The sequence below is a fragment of the Turicibacter sp. GALT-G1 genome (assembly GCF_025594995.1).
GTDB lineage: Bacteria > Bacillota_I > Bacilli_A > MOL361 > Turicibacteraceae > Turicibacter > Turicibacter bilis.
On record NZ_JAMQUS010000040.1, the window covers coordinates 16760 to 38204 of the forward strand.

The 21445-nt window shown below is 34.5% G+C and carries 16 protein-coding genes and 1 pseudogene; 13 read left to right on the plus strand and 4 right to left on the minus strand.

The features are described from left to right. Positions 1 to 82 precede the first annotated feature (82 nt). On the plus strand, positions 83 to 1675 hold the full coding sequence (locus NEH74_RS07435) for an ABC transporter permease (RefSeq protein ID WP_070099777.1): 1593 nt from the start codon (positions 83 to 85) through the stop codon (positions 1673 to 1675). 12 nt (positions 1676 to 1687) lie between these two features. Next, on the plus strand, positions 1688 to 2338 hold the full coding sequence (locus NEH74_RS07440) for an ABC transporter ATP-binding protein (protein WP_055244269.1): 651 nt from the start codon (positions 1688 to 1690) through the stop codon (positions 2336 to 2338). 203 nt (positions 2339 to 2541) lie between these two features. Here NEH74_RS07440 and NEH74_RS07445 read toward each other — a convergent pair whose 3' ends face one another. Further along, a complete protein-coding gene (locus NEH74_RS07445) occupies positions 2542 to 3672 on the minus strand; it encodes a 5-methyltetrahydropteroyltriglutamate--homocysteine S-methyltransferase (RefSeq protein ID WP_055304948.1) in 1131 nt (376 codons plus the stop codon). Positions 3673 to 3768: 96 nt separating this feature from the next. Continuing rightward, positions 3769 to 4686 (minus strand): LysR family transcriptional regulator, encoded by a 918-nt coding sequence (locus NEH74_RS07450; protein WP_055304945.1) that lies wholly within the window; start codon positions 4684 to 4686, stop codon positions 3769 to 3771. 246 nt (positions 4687 to 4932) lie between these two features. Between NEH74_RS07450 and NEH74_RS07455 the strand changes: the two genes are divergently transcribed. The 4 genes from NEH74_RS07455 (at position 4933) to NEH74_RS07470 (ending at position 7382) form a co-directional block, all read left to right on the plus strand. Further along, the gene (locus tag NEH74_RS07455; RefSeq protein ID WP_055304943.1) at positions 4933 to 6021 is read left to right on the plus strand and encodes a helix-turn-helix domain-containing protein; all 1089 of its coding nucleotides are present in this window, start codon (positions 4933 to 4935) and stop codon (positions 6019 to 6021) included. A 5-nt stretch (positions 6022 to 6026) separates the two neighbouring features. After that, a complete protein-coding gene (locus NEH74_RS07460) occupies positions 6027 to 6344 on the plus strand; it encodes a heavy metal-binding domain-containing protein (protein ID WP_055276929.1) in 318 nt (105 codons plus the stop codon). After that, positions 6337 to 6465, plus strand: a complete 129-nt coding sequence (locus NEH74_RS07465; protein ID WP_262941245.1) for a hypothetical protein — start codon at positions 6337 to 6339, stop codon at positions 6463 to 6465. Before NEH74_RS07460 ends, NEH74_RS07465 begins: the two co-directional genes overlap by 8 nt. Positions 6466 to 6707: 242 nt before the next feature. Next, positions 6708 to 7382 carry a restriction endonuclease gene (locus NEH74_RS07470; protein WP_055304941.1) on the plus strand — a complete coding sequence of 225 codons (675 nt, stop codon included), beginning with the start codon at positions 6708 to 6710 and terminating at the stop codon, positions 7380 to 7382. Here NEH74_RS07470 and NEH74_RS07475 read toward each other — a convergent pair. Then, positions 7371 to 8507 (minus strand): AraC family transcriptional regulator, encoded by a 1137-nt coding sequence (locus NEH74_RS07475; RefSeq protein WP_055304939.1) that lies wholly within the window; start codon positions 8505 to 8507, stop codon positions 7371 to 7373. The two genes, NEH74_RS07470 and NEH74_RS07475, sit on opposite strands and share 12 nt — an antisense overlap. A 174-nt stretch (positions 8508 to 8681) precedes the next feature. Between NEH74_RS07475 and NEH74_RS07480 the strand changes: the two genes are divergently transcribed. After that, positions 8682 to 10028 (plus strand): MATE family efflux transporter, encoded by a 1347-nt coding sequence (locus NEH74_RS07480; RefSeq protein ID WP_055304937.1) that lies wholly within the window; start codon positions 8682 to 8684, stop codon positions 10026 to 10028. 21 nt (positions 10029 to 10049) lie between these two features. On the opposite strand, the pseudogene NEH74_RS07485 reads toward NEH74_RS07480, so the two are convergent. Next, positions 10050 to 10178: pseudogene (locus tag NEH74_RS07485) on the minus strand (helix-turn-helix domain-containing protein); the annotation flags it as partial. Positions 10179 to 10509: 331 nt separating this feature from the next. Between NEH74_RS07485 and NEH74_RS07490 the strand changes: the two are divergent. From NEH74_RS07490 to NEH74_RS07515, 6 genes are all read left to right on the plus strand, one after another. Next, positions 10510 to 12570: an alpha-galactosidase gene (locus NEH74_RS07490; protein WP_055304935.1), complete on the plus strand. Its 2061-nt coding sequence runs from the start codon at positions 10510 to 10512 to the stop codon at positions 12568 to 12570. A 416-nt stretch (positions 12571 to 12986) separates the two neighbouring features. Then, positions 12987 to 14411 carry a melibiose:sodium transporter MelB gene (gene melB / locus NEH74_RS07495; protein WP_055304933.1) on the plus strand — a complete coding sequence of 475 codons (1425 nt, stop codon included), beginning with the start codon at positions 12987 to 12989 and terminating at the stop codon, positions 14409 to 14411. Between the two features lie 641 nt (positions 14412 to 15052). After that, on the plus strand, positions 15053 to 15994 hold the full coding sequence (locus NEH74_RS07500; RefSeq protein ID WP_055304931.1) for a translation initiation factor IF-2 N-terminal domain-containing protein: 942 nt from the start codon (positions 15053 to 15055) through the stop codon (positions 15992 to 15994). Positions 15995 to 16502: 508 nt separating this feature from the next. Further along, positions 16503 to 17372 carry a methionyl aminopeptidase gene (locus tag NEH74_RS07505; RefSeq protein WP_055304929.1) on the plus strand — a complete coding sequence of 290 codons (870 nt, stop codon included), beginning with the start codon at positions 16503 to 16505 and terminating at the stop codon, positions 17370 to 17372. Positions 17373 to 17566: 194 nt separating this feature from the next. Then, complete coding sequence (locus tag NEH74_RS07510) at positions 17567 to 20599, plus strand: glycoside hydrolase family 2 TIM barrel-domain containing protein (RefSeq protein ID WP_262941246.1); 3033 nt, start codon at positions 17567 to 17569, stop codon at positions 20597 to 20599. A gap of 252 nt (positions 20600 to 20851) precedes the next feature. After that, on the plus strand, positions 20852 to 21079 hold the full coding sequence (locus NEH74_RS07515) for an HPr family phosphocarrier protein (protein ID WP_055244983.1): 228 nt from the start codon (positions 20852 to 20854) through the stop codon (positions 21077 to 21079). The last annotated feature ends 366 nt before the right edge of the window (positions 21080 to 21445 follow it).

The window sequence follows — 21445 nt, forward strand, 5'->3', positions numbered from 1 at the left end:
TGTGATTTAAGTTTGATTTAAGGTTGGGAGTTTATAGTAATAACGAAGAGATGAGAAGTTAATACACAAGGAGGAAATAAGAATGTATGTATTGAAAAATGCATTGAAGAGTGTTTCACGCTCCATGGGAAGAAATATTTTAATTGGAATTATTGTTTTAGTCATTTCAATTTCATGTTGTATCGGGCTATCTATTCGCCAAGCTGCGGAAAGTGCAAGAACACAGACGTTAGATTCAATGAGTGTTACTGCTCAAATTTCAGTCGATCGTCAAGCGATGATGCAGCAAATGATGAATAATGGTAATGGTGAAGGTAGATTTGATAAATCAGCATTTACTCAGGTTTCAAGTTTATCAATTGATGAGATGCAAATTTATGCCGAAGCGGATTCGGTTAAATCGTTCTATTATACATCAACGATTTCATTAAATGGAACAGATGAATTTGAAGCTATCTCAACGACAAGTTCAAGTTCTGAATCATCGATAGATTCGATGATGGGGAAAGCTGGTATGGAAATGCCAGGAATGGATAGTGGAAAAGGTGGCGGATTCCAAAAAGGTGGAATGGGTGTACAAGGTGATTTCACGATTATTGGATATAGTTCAGATGAAGCGATGACAGACTTTGTAGCAGGAACTTCAACGTTAATAGATGGAAAAATGTTTGAAGAAGGAACAGAGTTATTAGATTGTGTGATTTCAGATGAATTAGCTATTTATAATGATTTAGCTGTAGGAGATACGATTACAGTAGTCAATCCAAATCATGAAGAGGAAACTTATACGTTAAACGTTGTTGGAATTTATAATAACAGTCAATCAACCACTTCAAGTAGTGAAGTGATGCAAGGATTCTCAGCAGCTAGTGATCCAGCGAATCGTATTTATATGAGTTACAACGCTGTTCAGGCGATTGCTAAAGCTTCAGAAGAAGGGGCAGTTGTTTCAACTGATGAAACAACGGGTATGGAAACAACAACGGCTATTCCATCTCAAGTTTCAGGAACATATGTCTTTGCAAATGTTGATGAATATTATACGTTTGAATCAGAAGTACGCGATTTAGGATTAGATGAAACCTATACCGTTTCATCAACTGATTTAGCAGCTTATGAACAAAGTTTATTACCATTAGAAAACTTAAGTCAAATGGCGGGTTATTTCTTAGCCGTTGTGTTTGGAATTGGCGCAATCATTTTAGTGGTTTTAAATATTTTTAATGTTCGTGAACGTAAGTATGAAATTGGAGTTTTAACTGCCATTGGAATGAAAAAAGGGAAAGTTGCGATGCAATTTTTAGTGGAAAGTTTTGTAGTCACATTAGTAGCGTTAGTGATTGGAGCAGGAATTGGGGCGATGTCATCCGTTCCAGTAACAAATACATTATTAGCTTCTCAAATTGAAGCTCAAAGTAATAATATGATGCAAACTGAGGCTTCATTTGGTCGTCCAACATCAGGAGCGATGGGAGGGATGACTGGAATCATTGGTGGTAAAGGGCAGGCGATGGCAGCTGTTGATTATATTTCAAACGTTACGTCAGCCACTGATTTCACGGTATTAATGCAGTTACTAGGAATCGGTATTGTCTTAACGTTAGTTGCAAGTGTTGTTTCGATTATTTTCATTACACGTTATGAACCGTTAAGAATTTTATCAAATCGTGACTAAGGAGTGAGAAGGATGTCAGTTTTAAAGCTTGAGAATATTAGTTTCACTTATGATAAAAAACCAATTTTTAAAAATCTAAACTTGCAGTTTGAAAAAGGAAAAGTTTATGCCATTGTTGGAAAGTCGGGAACTGGGAAAACAACGCTATTATCAGTGCTTTCAGGTTTAGCCGCTCCCACATCAGGAAACGTTTATTATAAAGGCCAAGATGTGGAGAAAATGAATAAGTATGACTTTCGTAGTAAATATGTTGGTGTTGTTTTTCAAAGCTTCAATCTATTAACAAAATTTACAGCTTTTGAGAATGTCAGTTTATCAATGGATATTGCAAACTTTAATGTGAATGATAAGAAACAATATGTGTATGATTTATTAGAAAGTGTTGGATTAGATAGAGAACAGGCTAATAGTCGTATTTTAAAACTATCTGGAGGGCAGCAACAACGTGTCGCCATTGCACGTGCTTTATCTTATCAACCAGAAGTCATTTTAGCAGATGAACCGACTGGAAACTTAGATGGAGAAACAGAGGCTGAAATTATTAAAATTCTAAGGGATTTAGCAAACCAAGGAAAATGTGTCATCATTGTTACTCATACTCCAGCAGTTGCTAAAGCGGCTGATCATATTTATGACTTGTCAAAATTAAAAAATGCAAAATAATAAAAAGAGACGTCTATCATTGAATGGACGTCTCTTTTTGAGTTTAATTGCCGTTAAAGATAAATGAATGGTGTCGATAAAAAATCAATGAGGGTCAAGTTGTTTGATATGTGAAAAGCTCTTGCTTTTTGAGAACATAAAAAGAGAAGTCATATCTAATTTGTTAGATGACTTCTCTTTAAAAAGTTTTTATTTAGGAAGGGTTATCCCCATACTTCTTCTGCAATTTCTCTTACTAAGTTAATTTTTTTCCATTGTTCTTCTTCAGTTAAAATATTACCTTCTTCCGTTGAAGCAAATCCACATTGAGTACTTAAGCATAATCTTTCTAATGGAACGTATTGTGATGCTTCTTTGATTCGGGCAATAATTGTTGATTTATCTTCAAGTGTTGGATATTTAGAGGTAATCAGACCAAGAACAACGAGTTTTTCTTCTGATACTTCTTTTAATGGTCCGAAATCTCCAGAACGATCATTATCAAATTCTAGGTAATATCCATGTACGTTTTCTTTTCCGAATAATGTTTTAGATACTGGTCCGTATCCTCCGCTACTTGCCCATGTTGAGTGATAGTTTCCTCGACAGACATGCGTTGTTACTACAAGGTCAGCTGGTAAATTGGCAATCGCCTCATTATTTAGTTTTACGTAAAGCTGTTGTAATTGTTCTAAACCACCTGCAGCATCTGCAAAATATTTTGCGAAATTACTATCACAAAGCATTCCCCATGTACAGTCATCTAATTGTAGATGACGGCAGCCTTCATTATATAATGCAAGAATAAAGTCATGGTAAGCTTGTGTTAAATCAGTGTAAAGTTCCTCGCGATTTGGATAAATACGGTTAAGGTGTTCTTCATTATCTGCTCGAACTAATTCGGCAAAAATTTGTGAAGGTGCAGGAATGGTTTGTTTAACAAGTGCGCGGTCACCAACCACTTCTTTTAAAAATTTAAAGTGATCGATGAATGGATGGTGTGTAAATTTAATTTTACCACAAACTCTTGCAGAGTCTGGACGTGTTTCTTCTCCGTGGAAAATATATCCTTGATCCATTACGTTATGCTCAATTCCATCAAATCCCCACATGAAATCAAGGTGCCAATAGCTACGTCGGAACTCTCCGTCTGTTACTGATTTTAATCCCGCTTCAAGTTGTTTTTCCACTAAGTTACGAATACAAGCATCTTCAACTTCTGTAAGTTGTGCTGCACTAATCTCATTTTTTGCAAAAGCTTCACGCGCTGATTTTAACGTTTCTGGACGAAGAAAGCTCCCTACAATATCATATCGAAATGGTGCATGTTTTCTTTGTGTTAATGTATTCCCCATATTTTATCCCCCTTGTGATTTGTTATGAGATTAATTTATCACAAAAGGTTGGTTATGTGTTAATACTAATAAATAATGGTGACATATAGATAAAAACTATACCAAAGATTGATAATGTACAATGTAAAGGCGTAAATGTTCTAAATATCGTTCACTCATTTCACTTAATGGATGATCCGTTGGATGGATATATCCAATCTCCATCATTTCATCGCTTTGAAGTGGAATGGATACAATTTCTGTTCCATTTAAGTCACTACTTAAAATACCCGAAGAAATCGTATAACCATTTAACCCGATTAACAGATTAAATAAAGTGGCTCGATCGGAGACGATGATATTTTTAGGACTTTCTATCGTACTGTGTAGCTCCTCAGAAAAATAGAAGGAGTTATTGATTCCCTGTTCATACGTAAGTCGTGGGAATTCTTTTAAGTCTTCTAACATCACTTTTTTACGCGTTGCAAGAGGGTTGTTTCGACTGACAAATACATGTGGTTTTGCTGTGAAAAGAGGGACAAATTGCATCTCATCGTTTTGTAAAATTCGTTGAATCACTTCACGGTTAAAATGGCTTAAAAAAATAATTCCTAGCTCACTTCTTTTCGTACGGACATCTTCGATAATATCAAAGGTTCGCGATTCACGTAGTGAAAACTCGTATTTATTTTCCCCATATTCTTTGACTAACGCAACGAAAGCATTCACGACAAAGGCGTAGTGTTGTGATGAGATAGCAAATACTCGTCTAGCAGGTGTTTTGAACTTATATTTCTGTTCTAACAATTCCGCCTGCTCAACGACTTGCCTTGCGTAAGATAGAAATTTAATGCCATCTTCTGATAAATATACTCCCCGATTATTTCGATAGAAAATGGTAATTCCCATTTCTTTTTCAAGATCGGCAATTGCTTTTGAAAGGCTAGGTTGTGTAATATATAGCTTTTGTGCGGCCGAGCTAATTGAACCGGATTGCACCACTTGAATAATATATTTTAGCTGTTGTAAAGTCATATCTTTTCTCCCAATTCAAATTATTATTCTATATTTTACCATAAAGCGATTGTGCCGCCAATTCACTGTCAAATGATGAAGTATTCTATAGATGAAAAGACAATACCATATCATAAATGATTTGAGTGGGCTCTTATATAAAAGTTTTTACTGTTAACTAATAGTTGATTTTATCAATGAAAGTCTACGTTTACTCTATTGAGAATATAAGGTAATAGGTTTACAATAAACTTATGAGGTGATCCGATGAAAGAAATTAATATTGCTAAGATGATTACAACGAAGCGAAAAGAAAAGAAGATAACGCAAGATGAATTAGCAAAATATTTAGGTGTTTCTAAAGCGGCAATCTCTAAATGGGAAACCGGTCAGAGTTATCCCGATATTACATTTTTACCGATTTTAGCCTCATATTTTAATGTCAGTATTGATGAGTTAATAGGTTATGATCCTCAAATGATGAAGGAGGAGATTAAATCTTTGTATCAACGACTTTGTCATGATTTTACGACTCGACCATTTAATGACGTCATTGAGGAATGTCAGGATATCATTCGAAAGTATTATTCGTGTTTTCCTTTATTATTTCAAATGGGCGTTTTAATCATTAATCATAGTATGTTAGATGCTAATCAAACACAAAAATTAAATGAGCAAGCTAAATCGTTATTTGAACGGGTGAAGTTAAATAGTGAGGATGTTGATTTGGCGAAGCAGGCGCAAATGGTTGAGGCGTATTGTTGCTTGCTGTTAAATGAACCACAAGAAGCTTTAGTGTTATTAGAAGGAAGCCAAAAACCTCAACTATCAGGGGAAGTGTTACAGGCAACTGCCTATCAAATGCTTGGACAACTAGACGAGGCTAAAGCGGCTTTACAAATTTCTCTGTTTAAAAGTTTAATTTCGATTGTCGAAGCTTTTCCGATGTTATTGTCATTAGGTGGAGCGGATCAATTTGAAGAGACGGTTTCAAGATTTATGAAGTTAGAAGAGACTTTTGAATTGCGGAAGTTAAATCCTTATGTTGTTATACCCATTTTATTAGTGGTGGCACAAGGGTATGTCCAACTTGGAAAAGTGGAAAAGGCACTTGATTACTTAGATGATTATTCAAAGTTATGTACCTATGATTTTTATCCTCTTAAATTTAGAGGCACGCCATTTTTTGATATGATTGAAGATTGGTATGAAACATTTGATCTTGGAAATATCGTGCCACGTGATGAAGTGTTACTCAAAAAAAGCATGAAAGATGCGTTATTACAAAATCCAGTTTTCACGGTATTGCATGAAAATGAACGCTTTATCCATTTAGTAAATCGATTAGGAGAGTGAAGTAGATGTTAATTGTGACAACAGAAAATATCGTAGGAAAAGAAATTTTAGAAGTGAAGGGATTAGTACGTGGAAGTACGGTTCGTTCGAAACATTTAGGAAATGATATTGCAGCAGCTTTTAAAAACTTAGCGGGTGGGGAATTAAATAGCTATAACGATATGCTGACAGAAGCGCGTCAAATTGCGATTGGACGAATGGTTGAAGATGCTGAGGCAAAAGGAGCAAATGCGATTGTTGGGATGCGATTAATGTCATCGTCGGTGATGAGTGGAGCAGCTGAGATGGTCGCTTACGGAACAGCTGTGGTCATTAATGATTAAATTGATTATTGGGTGGTATGTCATTAATCTCATTTTCTTTATTATTTTTTTAAGTATTAAGGTTATCGAACGTAAAAAAGAGAAACGAGAAGAACAGAAGAAAGATTATCGAGAATATTAAAAAGCTGAGTTAAACCCTCAGCTTTTTAATATTGGTTGTATTCAAGAATGTATTTCATGTATTATTCTCCGACATTTTATCAAAGGCTAGGTTATAGGGGACGTAACTGGTGGCGTTTAAATCGAAAGTGGATTGAGTTATTAGCCAGTATAATTGTTGGAATTAGTCTTTATTATTTAGCGATCATTGAATAAAGTCTTTTTATTTTCCCAAAATAAAGTCACTGGAAAGGATGTGATTTTATGAAGGATTTGAATGAGGGGAAAGTTCAACAATGGATGGGCTATATTATGATAGGGTGTTTTTGTTGGATTACTTATTTTAATTTTCAAGTTTTTTTCTTAAAAATTGTAGATATGTTTGCAGCATTGCCTTTTTGGTGGTTTTTAATCGTTCTTCCTTTATTTGCGATGTCGGTTGTTTGGTCGATTAGTTTAGGTGAACAGGAGATTAAAGCGTTAGAAGAACAGGTACAAAAGAATCAACAAATGATGGCACAACGAGAGCGTTGTTTACGTTTAATTCATTATGATGTGCAACAAATTCCACCCATTCAGTTTGAATATTATTGTGCTGATTTATTACGGTTACTCGGTTATCAGGAAGTAAAGGTCACGAAGTCCAAAAGAATTAGTGCCATCACATCTGAGGGGAATCGTGTGTATATTGTGTGTAAGCAAAAAAAATCAGATGATCTAATTGAACAACATATGCTTGAAAATTTTTATTCAGTGATGAGTCATGATAAAGTGAATGAAGGGATATTTATAACCACTTCTTCTTTCTCACAACAGGCCATAGAATGGGTAAAAGAATGTAAGATTACGTGTATTGATGGGAATACATTGAGTGAACTAATTTTATTTGCAACCCGTGAAAGCCGAGAACAATTAAAGAAATATAGCTTAAGAGAGTAGTTTGTATCGATTTCGGTAAACTTTTGGTGTCATTCCAGTAACCTTTTTAAATGATTTTGTAAAGTAACTCTGATCACTAAAGTGAAGAAGATTTGAAATTTCAAGAAGTGTATGATTTGATCCAATTAAAAGTCGTTTGGCTTCTTCAATTTTTTCTTGCGTAATAAATTCGCTAATAGTCAAATTCATTTCCTTTTTAAATAATCGTGAAAGATAACTTGGACTGAAGTGTAAAGCCTCACAAATATCGTTTAATGAAATATTATTATAAAGATTTTTAGTAATATAAAAGATAGTATCTGAAACTGGACGAGAGGTTTCAGTCGTATTAATTTGGTTTATTCGCGAAGTTAAGTCAATTAAACAGGTCATTTTTAATTGATTGAGTTGATGAATATCCGTTGTTTTTTGTATTTTTTCTAAGTAATAAGTATTAATTTTATAAGCTAAGGCAGTAGGTAAACCTCCCGTCATCGCAGCACGAGAAGCAAGAATGAGTAAGGTGATTACCATCGTTTGCATGGTTTGAATTGGGTCTTCGTTAAGATGATTAATTGCTGCTTCGGTCGGTGTAAGTTTATCAATAATTTTTATTAACTCCGCTGTATTTCCATGCTTTACATAAGAAAGTAGTTCGCGTTCGTAATGTAGCGGGACGAAAGGTTCATGAATTTGGTCATCGATTCGAATATGAGTAAAGTCACTTTGAAGTTTATTTTCCATTTGCTCAATTAGCTGTTCATCATAAAAGTTTTCTTTAAGAACTTCTTCAAAAGTTAGCGGTTCATGATAAATTAAATTATGAATGAGCATCGCTTGATGAATCAATTGATTGAGTGATATCTTTTTATAGCTAATAGGCCCAACGATGAATGTTCCAATTAGTTCACTTTCCTTTATATAGCTTATAAACATGTAAATTTCATCTAATGAATAAAGTTTAATTTGTGGAGTCGTATATGTTTTAGTTAAATCAAGCTGATTAAGAACATAATCATCGATGATAAAATCTGAAAAAAGATTTTCTTGTTTACAATTTAGAATGGAAATTGGTAAATTAGAGGTTTGTTCAATGAGATTTTTAATGTAAGCGATTTGGTTTAATTCTGTGTCAAAATGAGTCATATTTAATCTCCTGATGTCAAAATAATTATAAAAAAGTCATTATAATACTAAAAATGTTTAAGGATACATGATAATATTATTCAGGCTCAAATGCAAGTCATTTGGCTTTTTTTATGACAATTAATCATACTGCTTATTTTTAATGAGCAGTATTGAGATAGGGAGGTTATATAGATGATGCAAGATAATGTCTTAGGAACTGAAAAGATTTCTAAGTTATTTATTAAATTCTCGATTCCAGCGATTTTATCATTAACGATTGCTGGGGTTCAAACAATGGTTGATGGAATTTTCTTAGGAAACTTTGTTGGAACGAATGCGATGGCTAGTGTTAATATTGCAGCGCCATTTATGCAGTTAATGATTGGGATGAACTTAATCATTGGAATTGGTGGAGCAAGTTATATTGGGCGTAGTTTAGGTGAAGGTCAAGTTAAGCGCGCGCAAGATATTTTTAAATCAGCTTGCTTATTCATGATTGGTTTATCAATTGTGATTTTAGTTTTAGGATTTACATTTAGTCATCAATTAGCATCATTTTTAGGTGCAAATGATGTGTTGCTTGCTGATTCATCAACGTATATTAAGATTTTAGCGTTATTTGCTCCATTTATCGGACTTTCGTTTATTTTAGGGGTATTTGTTCGTTGTATTGGAAAGCCGAATGTTTATTTAATCAGTTCAGTTGCAAGTCTATTTGCAAATATTATCTTAAATTATGTGTTGATTAAGCAGTTAAAGTTAGGGATTGTTGGGGCGCCGATTGCAACGGGATTATCGTTCACAACATCATTTTTAATTGCAGCTATTCCGTTTATTAAGAAGACTGCTGTATTAAACTTCTTTACAGGAAAATTTAACTGGAAGTTAACAGGTCAGTTATTATATAATGGGTCGTCGGAAGGCGTATCATCATTAGCAGCGGCTATTTCAACCTTTGTGTTTAATATGGCGTTTATGAGAATTGCTGGAGAAGTTGGAGTTTCGGCGTTTACAGCGATTGGTTACATTTCATTATTCGCGTCATTAATTGTGTGTGGAGTTTCAGCAGGAATTGGTCCAGTTATTTCTTATAACTACGGTGCGCAGTTACATGATCGTGTGAAGCAAATGATGAATATTTCTTGTAAGATGGCCATTATCATGGGATCCGCTTTAGTCGTGTTAATCTTCTTATTTGGGAAGTATTTAATTATGATGTTTGTTAGCGATAATCAGGCCGTATTAGATTTAGCGTTACACGGGTCGAAGATTTATGCCTTTACGTTCTTCTTTAATGGATTGAACATTTTATTCTCAGGGTACTTTACGTCAATTGGTGATGCGCTATCGTCTATTATTGTGGCTGTTTGTCGCGGTATGATTTTCATTTTATTAGGAATTAGCATCTTACCACAATTCATAGGAATTAGTGGGGTATGGATGACGGTTCCAGTTGCAGAAGTCTTAACATTATTAGTCGTTATCTTCTTATTTAAAAAAGGAAATCTAAAAAAAGCTCCTGAGTTAGTAGAAGCTTAGTAATCAAAAACCTCGTAGATTTTAGTCTACGAGGTTTTTTTGTTGTTCATTTCGATATTGTGAAGGACTCATCCCTTTATGTTTGCGAAAAATCTTTGAAAAGGCAAAGGGATCATTATAGCCCACTCCTTTAGCAATATTAGTAATAGATAAGTTTTTTCTTTTAAATTTATGTAGTCAAAATGACAAGTTTAATTGTATGTCTTTTTTAAAAGTGAGAAAGGATTTAAATTTTCGATAAAGTTTAAGCTCATGTTATTAATATTCAGATGATTAAGATTAGTTTTTATTGCTTATTGTGGTTAAGATTTTAATTATTGAAGTAAAATGGGATTTCTTGTCTTTATATGAGATGTTCTCTCAAGCTCCTACTATCACTAAAAATTTACTAAAAAATGATTGAATAAAGAAGAGGGCTATATTATAATCAATTTAGAAAACGTTATCTAAAAGAGGGAGTAACGTTGAGAGGAGAAAAAGTATGGGATTTTTAATTGATGAAAAACGATTAGTTTTTGGTGTAGAAACTGCTAAAACAACATATGCATTCGCAGTAGATAACTTAGGTTTATTACGCCATTTATACTGGGGGCCAAAGTTAAATGGTTTAGAAGATTTTGAAGTGCCTGAATTATCAGAATTATCAAGTAATGATCCAATTCTTGATTTAACAGATGAGGAGTATCCAGTTTTCGGTGGAATGCGTTATAAAGAAAACTGTTTAAAAGTAATTTTTGCTGATGGAACTCGTGATATTGAATATAAGTATGTAGGCTACACACAAACTGAAGAGGAGTTAATCATCCATTTAAAGGATGTGTACTATGACTTTGAATTCAATTTACATTATAAAACGTATGAGGAACAAGATTTAATTGAGCGTACTGTGTCTGTTAAAAATAATACACAAGCCGTTGTAGAGATTGAAAAAATTCATAGTGCTCAAATTCATATTCCTTATCAAGATTTAACACTAACATCTTCTCATGGACGTTGGTTAGCGGAGTTTCAAGAGTTTAAGCAACCATTAGGACAAGGGAAAATTATTTTAGAAAACCGTCGTGGTATTTCAACGCATAATCATAATCCGTTCTTCATTTTAGATCGTCACGCGACTGAAACTGAAGGTGAAGTGTACTTTGGGATTTTAAAATTAAGTGGGAATTTCTCAACTATTATTGAGCCACGTCCTTATGGGGGAACCTTAGTTCAAATGGGAATTAATCCTCATGATTGCTTAGTTACGTTACAACCAGGTGAAGAGTTTGTTGTGCCAGCGATGTTGTTTGGTTATACAAATGAAGGGTTTGAGGCGATGAGTCATCACATGCATGATTATGCTAAACAAAATGTGCTTCGTGAAGGTGTTCGTCCGGTTCTTTATAACTCATGGGAAGCAACTGAGTTTGACGTGCATTGTGATGAGCAAATTGCCTTAGCTAAAAAGGCGAAAGAAATGGGTGTTGAGTTATTTGTTATCGATGATGGTTGGTTTGGTGAGCGCCATAGTGATGCAGATGGTTTAGGTGACTGGTATGTGAACGAAGATAAATTCCCAGAAGGATTAAATCCGTTAATTCATGCGGTTAAGGACATGGGAATGATGTTTGGTATTTGGATTGAGCCAGAGATGGTGAACCCGCCAACACAATTATTAAAAGATCATCCAGATTGGATTTATCATTTCAAAAATCGTGTAAATGATACATCTCGTAACCAAATGGTCTTAAACGTGACATTACCAGAAGTACAAGAGTTCATTTTCAATATGATTGATGACTTATTATCTAAATATGAGATTGATTATATTAAATGGGATGCGAACCGTCCGATTTCACAAACAGGAGTGTCACGTGATATGTGGCTTCGTCATATTGAGGCTGTATATGACATTGCACGTCGTGTCAAAGCAAAATATCCTCATTTATTATTAGAAGCCTGTGCCTCAGGTGGTGGCCGTGTCGACTATGGAATGTTAGAGTCATCATTTGATGATTTTTGGACAAGTGATAACACGGATGCCTATGATCGCTTAACAATTCAAAATACATATTCATACGTTTATCCAGTTAAAGCGATGCGTGCATGGGTAACAGACGCTAATAATCGTTCAACAATCCCATTAACATTCAAATTCCATAGTGCCATGATGGGAACATTAGGAATGGGATGTAATATTTTAAAGTTCACTGATGAAGACATGAAGTTATCAGCAGAGTTAATTGAAGAATATAAACAAATTCGTGAAGTCGTGCAAAACGGGGACTTCTATCGTTTACAACATACGTCTAGCAACAACTATTATTGCTATGAGTATGCGAATGAAACAGAAGCTGCATTATTCGTATTCTTACCACAAACACAAATCTCTCGTACTGGAGTGCGCGTGAAATTACGTGGATTAGATGCTAATGCACAATATACCTTTACATTAGCTGGAACTGAAATGAAAAAATCAGGATCATATTTAATGAACCATGGAATTGATGTGAAATTAAGCGGGGACTACGCAAGTACGATTATTAAATTTAAAAAAGCATAATAAAACTCAAAAGAGTGTTGTTTGATGCAACACTCTTTTTTCATTAAATGAGACGGAGATGTTAATAGAATCTCGGAATAATCTGCTTAAGCAAAAGATCATTCGAATACTAGACTAAATACAATTTGAACGATTATTTTAGTATAATACTTTTTATTTATATCAATGTAAAAGGATAAAATAAGATAAAACATGGCGTAGATTGTTTTTGAATATGACCTGTTAACATTTTAAAAATACTTCACGTAAATTAAAGTAAAATCAATCTATTTTTATTAGTAAAAAAAATACTTTTTTAGTACAATAGCTATTGTAAAACGATTTCAAATATAGTATATTATTAGCATGAGAGGTTTGAAAACGATTGCAACCCAAGAGAGGGACGGGGTGTAAAAGTTAAAAAAGGAGAGGTTAAAATGCAACTAACTGCAAAGGCAAAGTACTCTTATGGAATAGGGGCACTAGGTAAAGACTTAGTTTACGGTATTGTTGGTACTTACTTAATGATTTATTTTACTGATACGATTGGTTTAGCGCCTGCATTCGTCGGGACACTTTTCTTAATCGCACGTATTTGGGATACGGTCAATGACCCGATGATGGGGATGGTCGTTGATAATACGAGAACAAAATGGGGGAAATTTAGACCATGGATTTTAATCGGTACGATTATTAATGCTATCGTATTATTCTTCTTATTCAAAAAACCAGATTTAGATGGATTACCATTATATGCATATTTCTCAGTGATGTATATTTTATGGGGAATGACTTACACAATTATGGATATTCCTTATTGGTCAATGATTCCATCTTTAACACAAGATAAAGCTGAACGTGAAAAAGTGGCGGTAATTCCTCGTATTTTCGCTAGTATTGGTGGATTAACAATCGGGACATTCGGTTTAACTTTCGTTGCTAAATTAGGGCAAGGGAATGATGTAAAAGGATATGAATCATTAGCATTTATTATCGCTGTTATCTTCATCGTTTCTTCTTTAATAACATGTATTAATGTCAAAGAGCCTTCAACAAAAACAGCAGATAAAACAACAAAAAAAGCTGAGCGTGTGACATTAAAACAAACATTTAAAATTATTGGTCAAAATGATCAATTAAAAGTGTTCATCGGTGTTGTTTTATGTATGAACTTAATGTTACAGCTTTTAGGTGGGATGGCGCTTTACTACTTCAAGTATGCAACAGGTAATGAAGGAATGTTTAAAATTTACAACGGATTTGCCGGGTTTGCAGAAATTGGTGGATTATTATTATTCCCAATCTTAGCTCAAAAAATTGGACGTCAAAAGTTATTCAAAGTAGGATGTTTCGTTCCTGTGATTGGATTAATTGGATTATTAGTTTCTGGAATTTGGGCTCCCGATAATGCATTATTAGTTATCTTATCTGCATTATTAGTACGTGGTGGAGGCGGATTCGTCTTAGCTTCTACAACAGTTATGTTAGCTGATGTTGTTGACTATGGTGAATATAAACTTGGGACACGTAATGAAAGTATTATTTTCTCTTGTCAAACATTATTAGTAAAATCAGCATCTGCTTTCAGTGGATGGGCAATTGGTGTTGGATTACAAATGATGGGATATGTAGCGAACCAAGAGCAATCTGCTGGAACTATTATGGGAATGCGCAGTTTAATGACGATTGCACCAATTATCTTTATTGTTTTATGCTTCGCTATTTATAAAAAATACTATAAATTAAATGGTGACTTCCATGAAGAAGTTCTTAATGAATTAGAAGCTCGTAATAACTTAAAAGAATTAGAAGCTCGTCATCATTCAGGTGTTGAATTAAAGGGAGCTGCAGTGCAAGCATAGTAAATGAAATCAGCGGATTCTTATCCGCTGATTTTTTTGATTCAAGTTGTATTTCCTTATTGTATATAAGCCCCGATAAGTTTTTCATATGACAAAAAACTTTTATCTGGACTATAGGGAGCTTTCGTCTTAAATCGGTTAAGCAACTAAGAATAATTCAAAATGATAAAATACATTTCGGGCTCTATATAGATTGAGGATAGCAGCGGTGAAATTATAAAAATTACCACTGCGTATATAGTTGTTAAAGAAAAATGTGAAAATGATGGAATCGGCTCAGTTTTATTAGCAGGAAGGCTACTTCTCTCTTTGATGGGGCAACATATTGTTCCTTGGCTTTAGTTAAAAGTATTTGAGCTTTGGAATTGATAGGGAGTGTCGAAGTAATCAATGAATTCCAAATTAATAAAGTAAAATTTTATGCAAGATTCCTAGAAATTATGTATGGATTCACAACTGTTTTTCCGACATTTGAAGGAGAATTTGAGGTGAAGTGTGTCAAAAAGTTGTGATATCGATGTTGTAAACGGTTAACTATTGCGTCATTTGAATGGTTTTACAAGAAGTTAGATTTTCAAACAAGAGTGTAAATGCTAAAATGTTGTTATATGTTAAATCTTGTTTAACAGGGGGGATATACGATGAGAGTATACGAATTTGCTAGAAATTATGGGATGACAAGCAAGGAGCTTGTAGCCATTTGTCATGAAATCGGAATTGAAGTTAAAGCTCAGTCTAAATTAGATGAAACACAGTTAGCAACATTAAGCCGTCATATTTGTCGTGGAAAAGATACGAATGAAACTATTGAAACAACACCTAAAGTAGTGAAGAAGTCAAGGGAGGCTAAGACTATTGCTTATGTCGTGACTGAATGTGAACCATTTACTTCGTTAGGAGAATTGGGAAAAACAGCTGCCGCTTTTGCAACTCAAACAATTAAAGACGGTCGCTCATTAATCATTGCTTTACCTAAGTATAAAGAAATTACGGAAGTTTACGGAACGACTATGGAATGGTTAATGGACTTACCAATTAAAGTAGGATCGACAGAAGCTCGAGCTTCTCTTTTTAAATTAGTTCAAGATTCAGTGACTTATTTATTTATCGGAAATGATAGATATTTTACGCGTGAAGAGATTTATGGCTATGAAGATGATGCTGAGCGCTTCGTCTTTTTCAATCGTGCAGTGCTTGAAGCTCTTCCATATCTAGGAACAAAAATTTCAGAAATTTATGTGAATGATTGGCATACAAGTATGATTCCACTAATTTTAAATGTCGATTATAAATATCATTCATTCTATCAAAAGGTAAAAACGACGTTAAACATTCATAACTTAGAATATCAAGGATGGTATAGCGTCGATATTTTACCAAATGTACTTGGAATTAGTCGACAATACTATGACAACGGATTAACGCGCATGGGAGATTCAGTGAACTTACTAAAGAGTGGAATTGAAACAGCAACTCGTATTCAATTAAATGAAATAAGTACAGAGCAACTAAAACTACCTCAAATGCATGAGAGTGGAATTGCCTCTGTCATTGAAGGGAAATTAAATAATAAAGCATCTTAATGTTGTATCATTAGACTGGGGGAGATGAATGAATCGTCATTCATGAAGCTCAGTCTTTTTGTTTTGAAAGTCACTATATTCATACAGAAATATTCTCTATATTTACTATAGCAAACTAGAGGTTTGACATTTATGCTATTCAAGGCATACTATAGTCCAGGGGTCACCTAGCGATTTCTGCAAGAAATCTAATCTACAATTACTAGGGCTTGGGTTAACTAGCGATTTCTGCAAGAAATCTAATCTACAATTACTAGGGCTTGGGTTAACTAGCGATTTCTGCAAGAGATATATTCCTCAATTGCTAGGGTTGGGGTCACCTATGCTACGGAGTGAGCTTGCGAACTCGTAGCTTTCCTCCACTGATAGGGCTATAAAAGTTTTTAACGTTTAAAAACTTATTTCGATTTATATATCTTTAGAACATCGTGCTTAAAGATAGGATTTTTTCCATAATAGTAGTATAGTAATAAATGAAAGTTATTTTATAAGCAAAAAGGTGATACTTATGAAAATAGGACGTAATGATAAATGTTGGTGTGGAAGTGGAAAGAAATTTAAACAATGCCACTTGCCGATTGAAGAGAAAATTGCTAAACATTATCATCAAGGTGATGAAGTTCCAACACGTGAGCTTTTAAAAACAAAAGAGCAAATTGAAGGAATTCGTCATGCGGGTAAAATCAATACGATGGTACTCGATAAAATTGCAGAAGTTATTAAAGAAGGTATGAGTACGGAAGAATTAAATAAAATTGCTCACGAGTATACAATCGAATTAGGCGGAACGCCAGCCCCATTAAATTATCATGGATTCCCGAAAAGTATTTGTACTTCAATTAATGAAGTTGTTTGTCACGGAATTCCAAGTGACGATGAAGTCTTAAAATCAGGAGATATCGTAAATGTTGATGTGACAACGATTGTTAACGGATATTATGCGGATGCGTCACGTATGTTTATGATTGGTGAAGTTGATGAAGAAAAACAAAAATTAGTCCGTGTTGCTAAAGAGTGTTTAGATCTTGGACTTGCTGAAGCAAAACCTTGGGGATACATTGGTGATATTGGAGCGGCTATTTCTGAGCATGCTGCTAAAAATGGGTATACAGTTGTGCAAAACATTGGAGGACATGGGGTTGGTGTTGAATTCCATGAAGAGCCATACGTTAGTCATGTTGGAGTCCGTGGAACAGATTGCTTAATTGTCCCTGGGATGATATTTACGATTGAACCGATGATTAATATGGGAGTTGCTGAAATTGAAGAACATGAATCAGATGGATGGACAATCTATACAGCTGATCGTAAGCCATCGGCTCAGTGGGAGTATACGATCTTAATTACAGAAGATGGAGCTGAAATTTTAGCTTATTAATAAAAATTGAAACACCTCAAAGCAGAAGAACCTGTGATGAGGTGTTTTTTTGATGCCAAAGATACTGATAAGAAGTATTAATTTTTGTGGGTAAAAAAACACAAAAATATTAGAAATCGTTTACACTAAGTTGAATATATGATAATATCTATTTGTAAAAATGATAAAATTTTACTAAAAAAGGGGAAGTCAGAATGAAAACATCGCAAGATATTCAAGCACTATTAACGAATCCTGAAATTTTTGAAATTAATCGTTTAAAAGCTCATAGTGACCATCGTTATTATCAAACGTTAGAAGAAGCGATGAATAAATCAGAGATGTCATGGCGTCAATGTTTAAATGGAGAATGGTTATTTAAGTATAGTGAAAATGTTGCGACACGCCCAGAGGGGTTTGAGGCGTTAGAAGCAGATTATTCAGATTTTGAAAAAATTTTAGTACCGGGGCATATTCAATTACAAGGATATGATAAACCGCACTACGTCAATACACAGTACGCATGGGATGGACATGAAGAATTAAAGCCACCTTATATCCCAGTTAAATATAATCCAACAGCATCATATGTGACTTATTTTGAAGTACCAGCTGAGTGGAATGGACAAAAAGTTTATATCTCATTCCAAGGAGTGGAGACAGCATTCAACGTTTGGTGTAACGGGGAATACGTTGGATATAGTGAAGATAGTTTCACACCAAGTGAATTTGATTTAACAGAGTATATTAACCGTGAAGGTCAAAATAAATTAGCCGTACAAGTTTATAAATGGTCAACTGGAAGTTGGTTAGAAGATCAAGATTTCTGGCGTTTATCAGGAATCTTCCGTGACATTTATTTGTTTACTACTCCAACAACTCATATTGAAGATTTATTTGTAAAAACTCATTTAAAAAATAATTATCAAGACGCAACTGTTGAAGTGGAGTTTAATGTAACGGGAGAAGAATCAACCATCGTTGCTAATTTAGTCGATGCACAAGGGCGTAGAGTATCTGCTGGAACGTGTGATGTCATCGATGGAACGGCCACTTTATCGTTAGAAGTTGAACATGCGAATTTATGGAGTGCCGAATATCCTTATTTATATGAGTTACAATTAGAACTAAAAGTGAATGGAGAAGTCGTAGAGGCTGTTTGCCAACGTGTCGGAATTCGTGAGTTTAAAATGATTGATAAAGTGATGTGCATCAATGGAAAACGCATTGTTTTCCGTGGGGTCAATCGTCATGAATTTAGTGCAACATATGGGCGTTCTGTTACAAAGGAAGAGATGGAGTGGGATGTTAAATTCTTAAAAGAGCATAACTTCAACTCCGTTCGTACGTCACATTATCCAAATGCATCGTATTTCTATGAATTATGTGATGAATATGGATTATACATGATTGATGAAACAAATTTAGAAACACACGGAACATGGCAACGTATGGGGGCAGTTGAAGAGAAGGATGTCACTATTCCAAATGGCCGTCCAGAGTTTTTAGAAATCATTTTAGACCGTGCCAAGTCAATGCTTGAGCGAGATAAAAATCATCCAAGTATCGTGATTTGGTCATGTGGGAATGAAAGTTATGGTGGAGAGAACTTATACAAAATGTCACAGTACTTTAGAGACCGAGATAACACACGTTTAGTCCACTATGAAGGAGTGTTCTGGGATCGTCGTTTTAATGATACATCAGATATGGAAAGCCGTATGTATGCAAAAGTGCCAGAAATCCGTGAATTCTTAGATAATAATCCAGAAAAACCATTCATTTTATGTGAGTATACACATGCTATGGGGAACTCAAATGGTGGAATGGATCGTTATATTGAATTAGAAGATGAATATGAAATGTATCAAGGTGGTTTCATTTGGGATTACATCGATCAAGCCTTATGGTCGAAAGATCGTTATGGCAACCCATACTTAGCATTCGGTGGAGATTTTGGTGATCAACCAACGGATTATAACTTCTGTGTGAATGGAATCATTTATGCAAATCGTGAGGTTTCACCAAAAATCCAAGCGATTAAGGGAGCTTATCAACCATTTGCAATTGAAGTAAAAGATACAGGAGCAGACATCTATAATAAACATTGCTTCACTGATTTAAGTGAGTATGTCATTAAGTGGCAAGTTGAAGAAGGTGACCAAGTGATTGCTAGTGGAGAAACAGTTGAAAAATTAGCTCCATTAAGCAAAGCATTTATTGATTTAGGAATTAATCTAACTTCATCTTCACTTGAACAAGTGGTTACTGTATCAGTTTGTTTAAAAGAAGGGACAGCTTATGCTGAGGCTGGACATGAAATCGCATTTGGACAACGTGTGATTGAAGCGGTGAAAGAAGAAGTAAAACGTGAAGTTAAAGAGTTTAACATCGCTGAGGGGGATGTTAATGTTGGAATTAATGGAGATGGGTTTGAAGTTATCTTTGCGAAAAACTTAGGACGTATCGTTTCATTAAAATACGATGGAGTTGAATATATTCATCAACCCAACTTATCGTTAATGCCAAGTTTCTGGCGTGCATCAACGGATAATGACCGCGGAAATCAAGCCCCAGTTCGTATGGCACAATGGAAATTAGCAAGCCTATATGCCTTCCATGAAAATATGGAAATTAACCGTCGTGTTGATGGATTAGAAGTTATCTTTACTTACAATTTAAATACAATGCCTGTTTCACACGCAGCTGTTAAATACTTCATTAACTCTTATGGACAAATTCATATCACAATGAGCTACAATGGGGTTGAAGGATTACCTAACATGTTCAAGTTTGGGATGGATTTAGCAATACCAGCTGATTTTGATACGTTAACTTGGCGTGGATTTGGACCAGATGAAACATATGCAGACCGTGAATTTGGAGCACGCCTTGGAACATTCACTAATAAAGTGGTTGATAATGTAGCGGGATATGTTATTCCACAAGCATGTGGTAATCATACAGGAGTACGCTTTGCTACTGTAACAAATGAAGAAGGAAAAGGATTACGCATCAGTGGAGAAACACCATTAAGCTTCAGTGCGCTTCCGTATTCAGCCCATGAATTAGAAGCTGCTTACCATCACTATGAATTACCACCAGTACACAAAACAGTATTATCTATCAACTTAAAAGAAATGGGAGTTGGAGGCGATGATTCTTGGGGGGCTCGTCCAGAAGAATGCTTCGAAATTCCAGCAAACCAAAACTATGAATTTAGCTTTGTCATTGAAGCGGCAAAATAATTTTAAATATCACATACTTAAAACATACAAAAAATGTGCGATCTCATTTTTAGATTGCACATTTTTTCTTTATACAGTTATTCACACACTCAATTGATTTGTACATGAAAATATGATTGAGGATTGTTATCTATCAAGAATTGGGATGGTCGCAGAAGTTTGCGATACGTTTTCTTTGAACGAGTCGTTATTATAAGGAATATGATTTTATTAGAAGATGGCAGTTATGTGTCAGAAAGGATTGTGATTTTGATGAGAATGTATCAGGTTCAATTTCATTCGATTGAAGATGTTAAAGCGTTTGTTAATATTGCGAACCACTATGGCTATGAAATTCAATTGCAACGAGATGCATATCAAGTAGATGCTAAATCGATTTTAGGGGTATTAAGTTTAGGTATTGGAGTACCTATGACTGTTCGTGCACATACGTTGAATGCTTCGGTATTAAAGGGTGAGTTAACACCTTACTTAATTTAAGATGTTACTGTTAATAGACATTTTTAGACAAATGAAGTGCTCATTAAAAGGGACATGTGTTAAACATGTCTTTTTTATTTTAGTAAGATGGGAATTTGTAAGATTGTTTGAAATGAAAAGATAAAACAGTTTATATTATTATTTTTTTTCGTAAATATTAAGCACAATATTATTAAAATATGCTAAAATGTAATCGCTACCATTATGAGTGAGAGAAATGATCACCGAAGGTAAAATGATAGGATAGATAGGAATTGATTGACAAATATTTTCTGATAAGTGTAAACAATCAATGCTGTTGTCTATCATGAGAAAAAGTTAAAGATTAGTAGTAAAATGAACTATTCAGTGAAGATTATTTAAATT

Bases quoted from the DNA above. Each gene is read 5' to 3' on its own strand.
- melB (WP_055304933.1), top strand. From the start codon at position 12,987: ATGCAACTAACTGCAAAGGCAAAGTACTCTTATGGAATAGGGGCACTA.
- NEH74_RS07460 (WP_055276929.1), top strand. From the start codon at position 6,027: ATGTTAATTGTGACAACAGAAAATATCGTAGGAAAAGAAATTTTAGAA.
- NEH74_RS07465 (WP_262941245.1), top strand. From the start codon at position 6,337: ATGATTAAATTGATTATTGGGTGGTATGTCATTAATCTCATTTTCTTT.
- NEH74_RS07450 (WP_055304945.1), bottom strand. From the start codon at position 4,686: ATGACTTTACAACAGCTAAAATATATTATTCAAGTGGTGCAATCCGGT.
- NEH74_RS07440 (WP_055244269.1), top strand. From the start codon at position 1,688: ATGTCAGTTTTAAAGCTTGAGAATATTAGTTTCACTTATGATAAAAAA.
- NEH74_RS07475 (WP_055304939.1), bottom strand. From the start codon at position 8,507: ATGACTCATTTTGACACAGAATTAAACCAAATCGCTTACATTAAAAAT.
- NEH74_RS07510 (WP_262941246.1), top strand. From the start codon at position 17,567: ATGAAAACATCGCAAGATATTCAAGCACTATTAACGAATCCTGAAATT.
- NEH74_RS07515 (WP_055244983.1), top strand. From the start codon at position 20,852: ATGAGAATGTATCAGGTTCAATTTCATTCGATTGAAGATGTTAAAGCG.
- NEH74_RS07445 (WP_055304948.1), bottom strand. From the start codon at position 3,672: ATGGGGAATACATTAACACAAAGAAAACATGCACCATTTCGATATGAT.
- NEH74_RS07435 (WP_070099777.1), top strand. From the start codon at position 83: ATGTATGTATTGAAAAATGCATTGAAGAGTGTTTCACGCTCCATGGGA.
- NEH74_RS07470 (WP_055304941.1), top strand. From the start codon at position 6,708: ATGAAGGATTTGAATGAGGGGAAAGTTCAACAATGGATGGGCTATATT.
- NEH74_RS07480 (WP_055304937.1), top strand. From the start codon at position 8,682: ATGATGCAAGATAATGTCTTAGGAACTGAAAAGATTTCTAAGTTATTT.
- NEH74_RS07455 (WP_055304943.1), top strand. From the start codon at position 4,933: ATGAAAGAAATTAATATTGCTAAGATGATTACAACGAAGCGAAAAGAA.
- NEH74_RS07490 (WP_055304935.1), top strand. From the start codon at position 10,510: ATGGGATTTTTAATTGATGAAAAACGATTAGTTTTTGGTGTAGAAACT.
- NEH74_RS07505 (WP_055304929.1), top strand. From the start codon at position 16,503: ATGAAAATAGGACGTAATGATAAATGTTGGTGTGGAAGTGGAAAGAAA.
- NEH74_RS07500 (WP_055304931.1), top strand. From the start codon at position 15,053: ATGAGAGTATACGAATTTGCTAGAAATTATGGGATGACAAGCAAGGAG.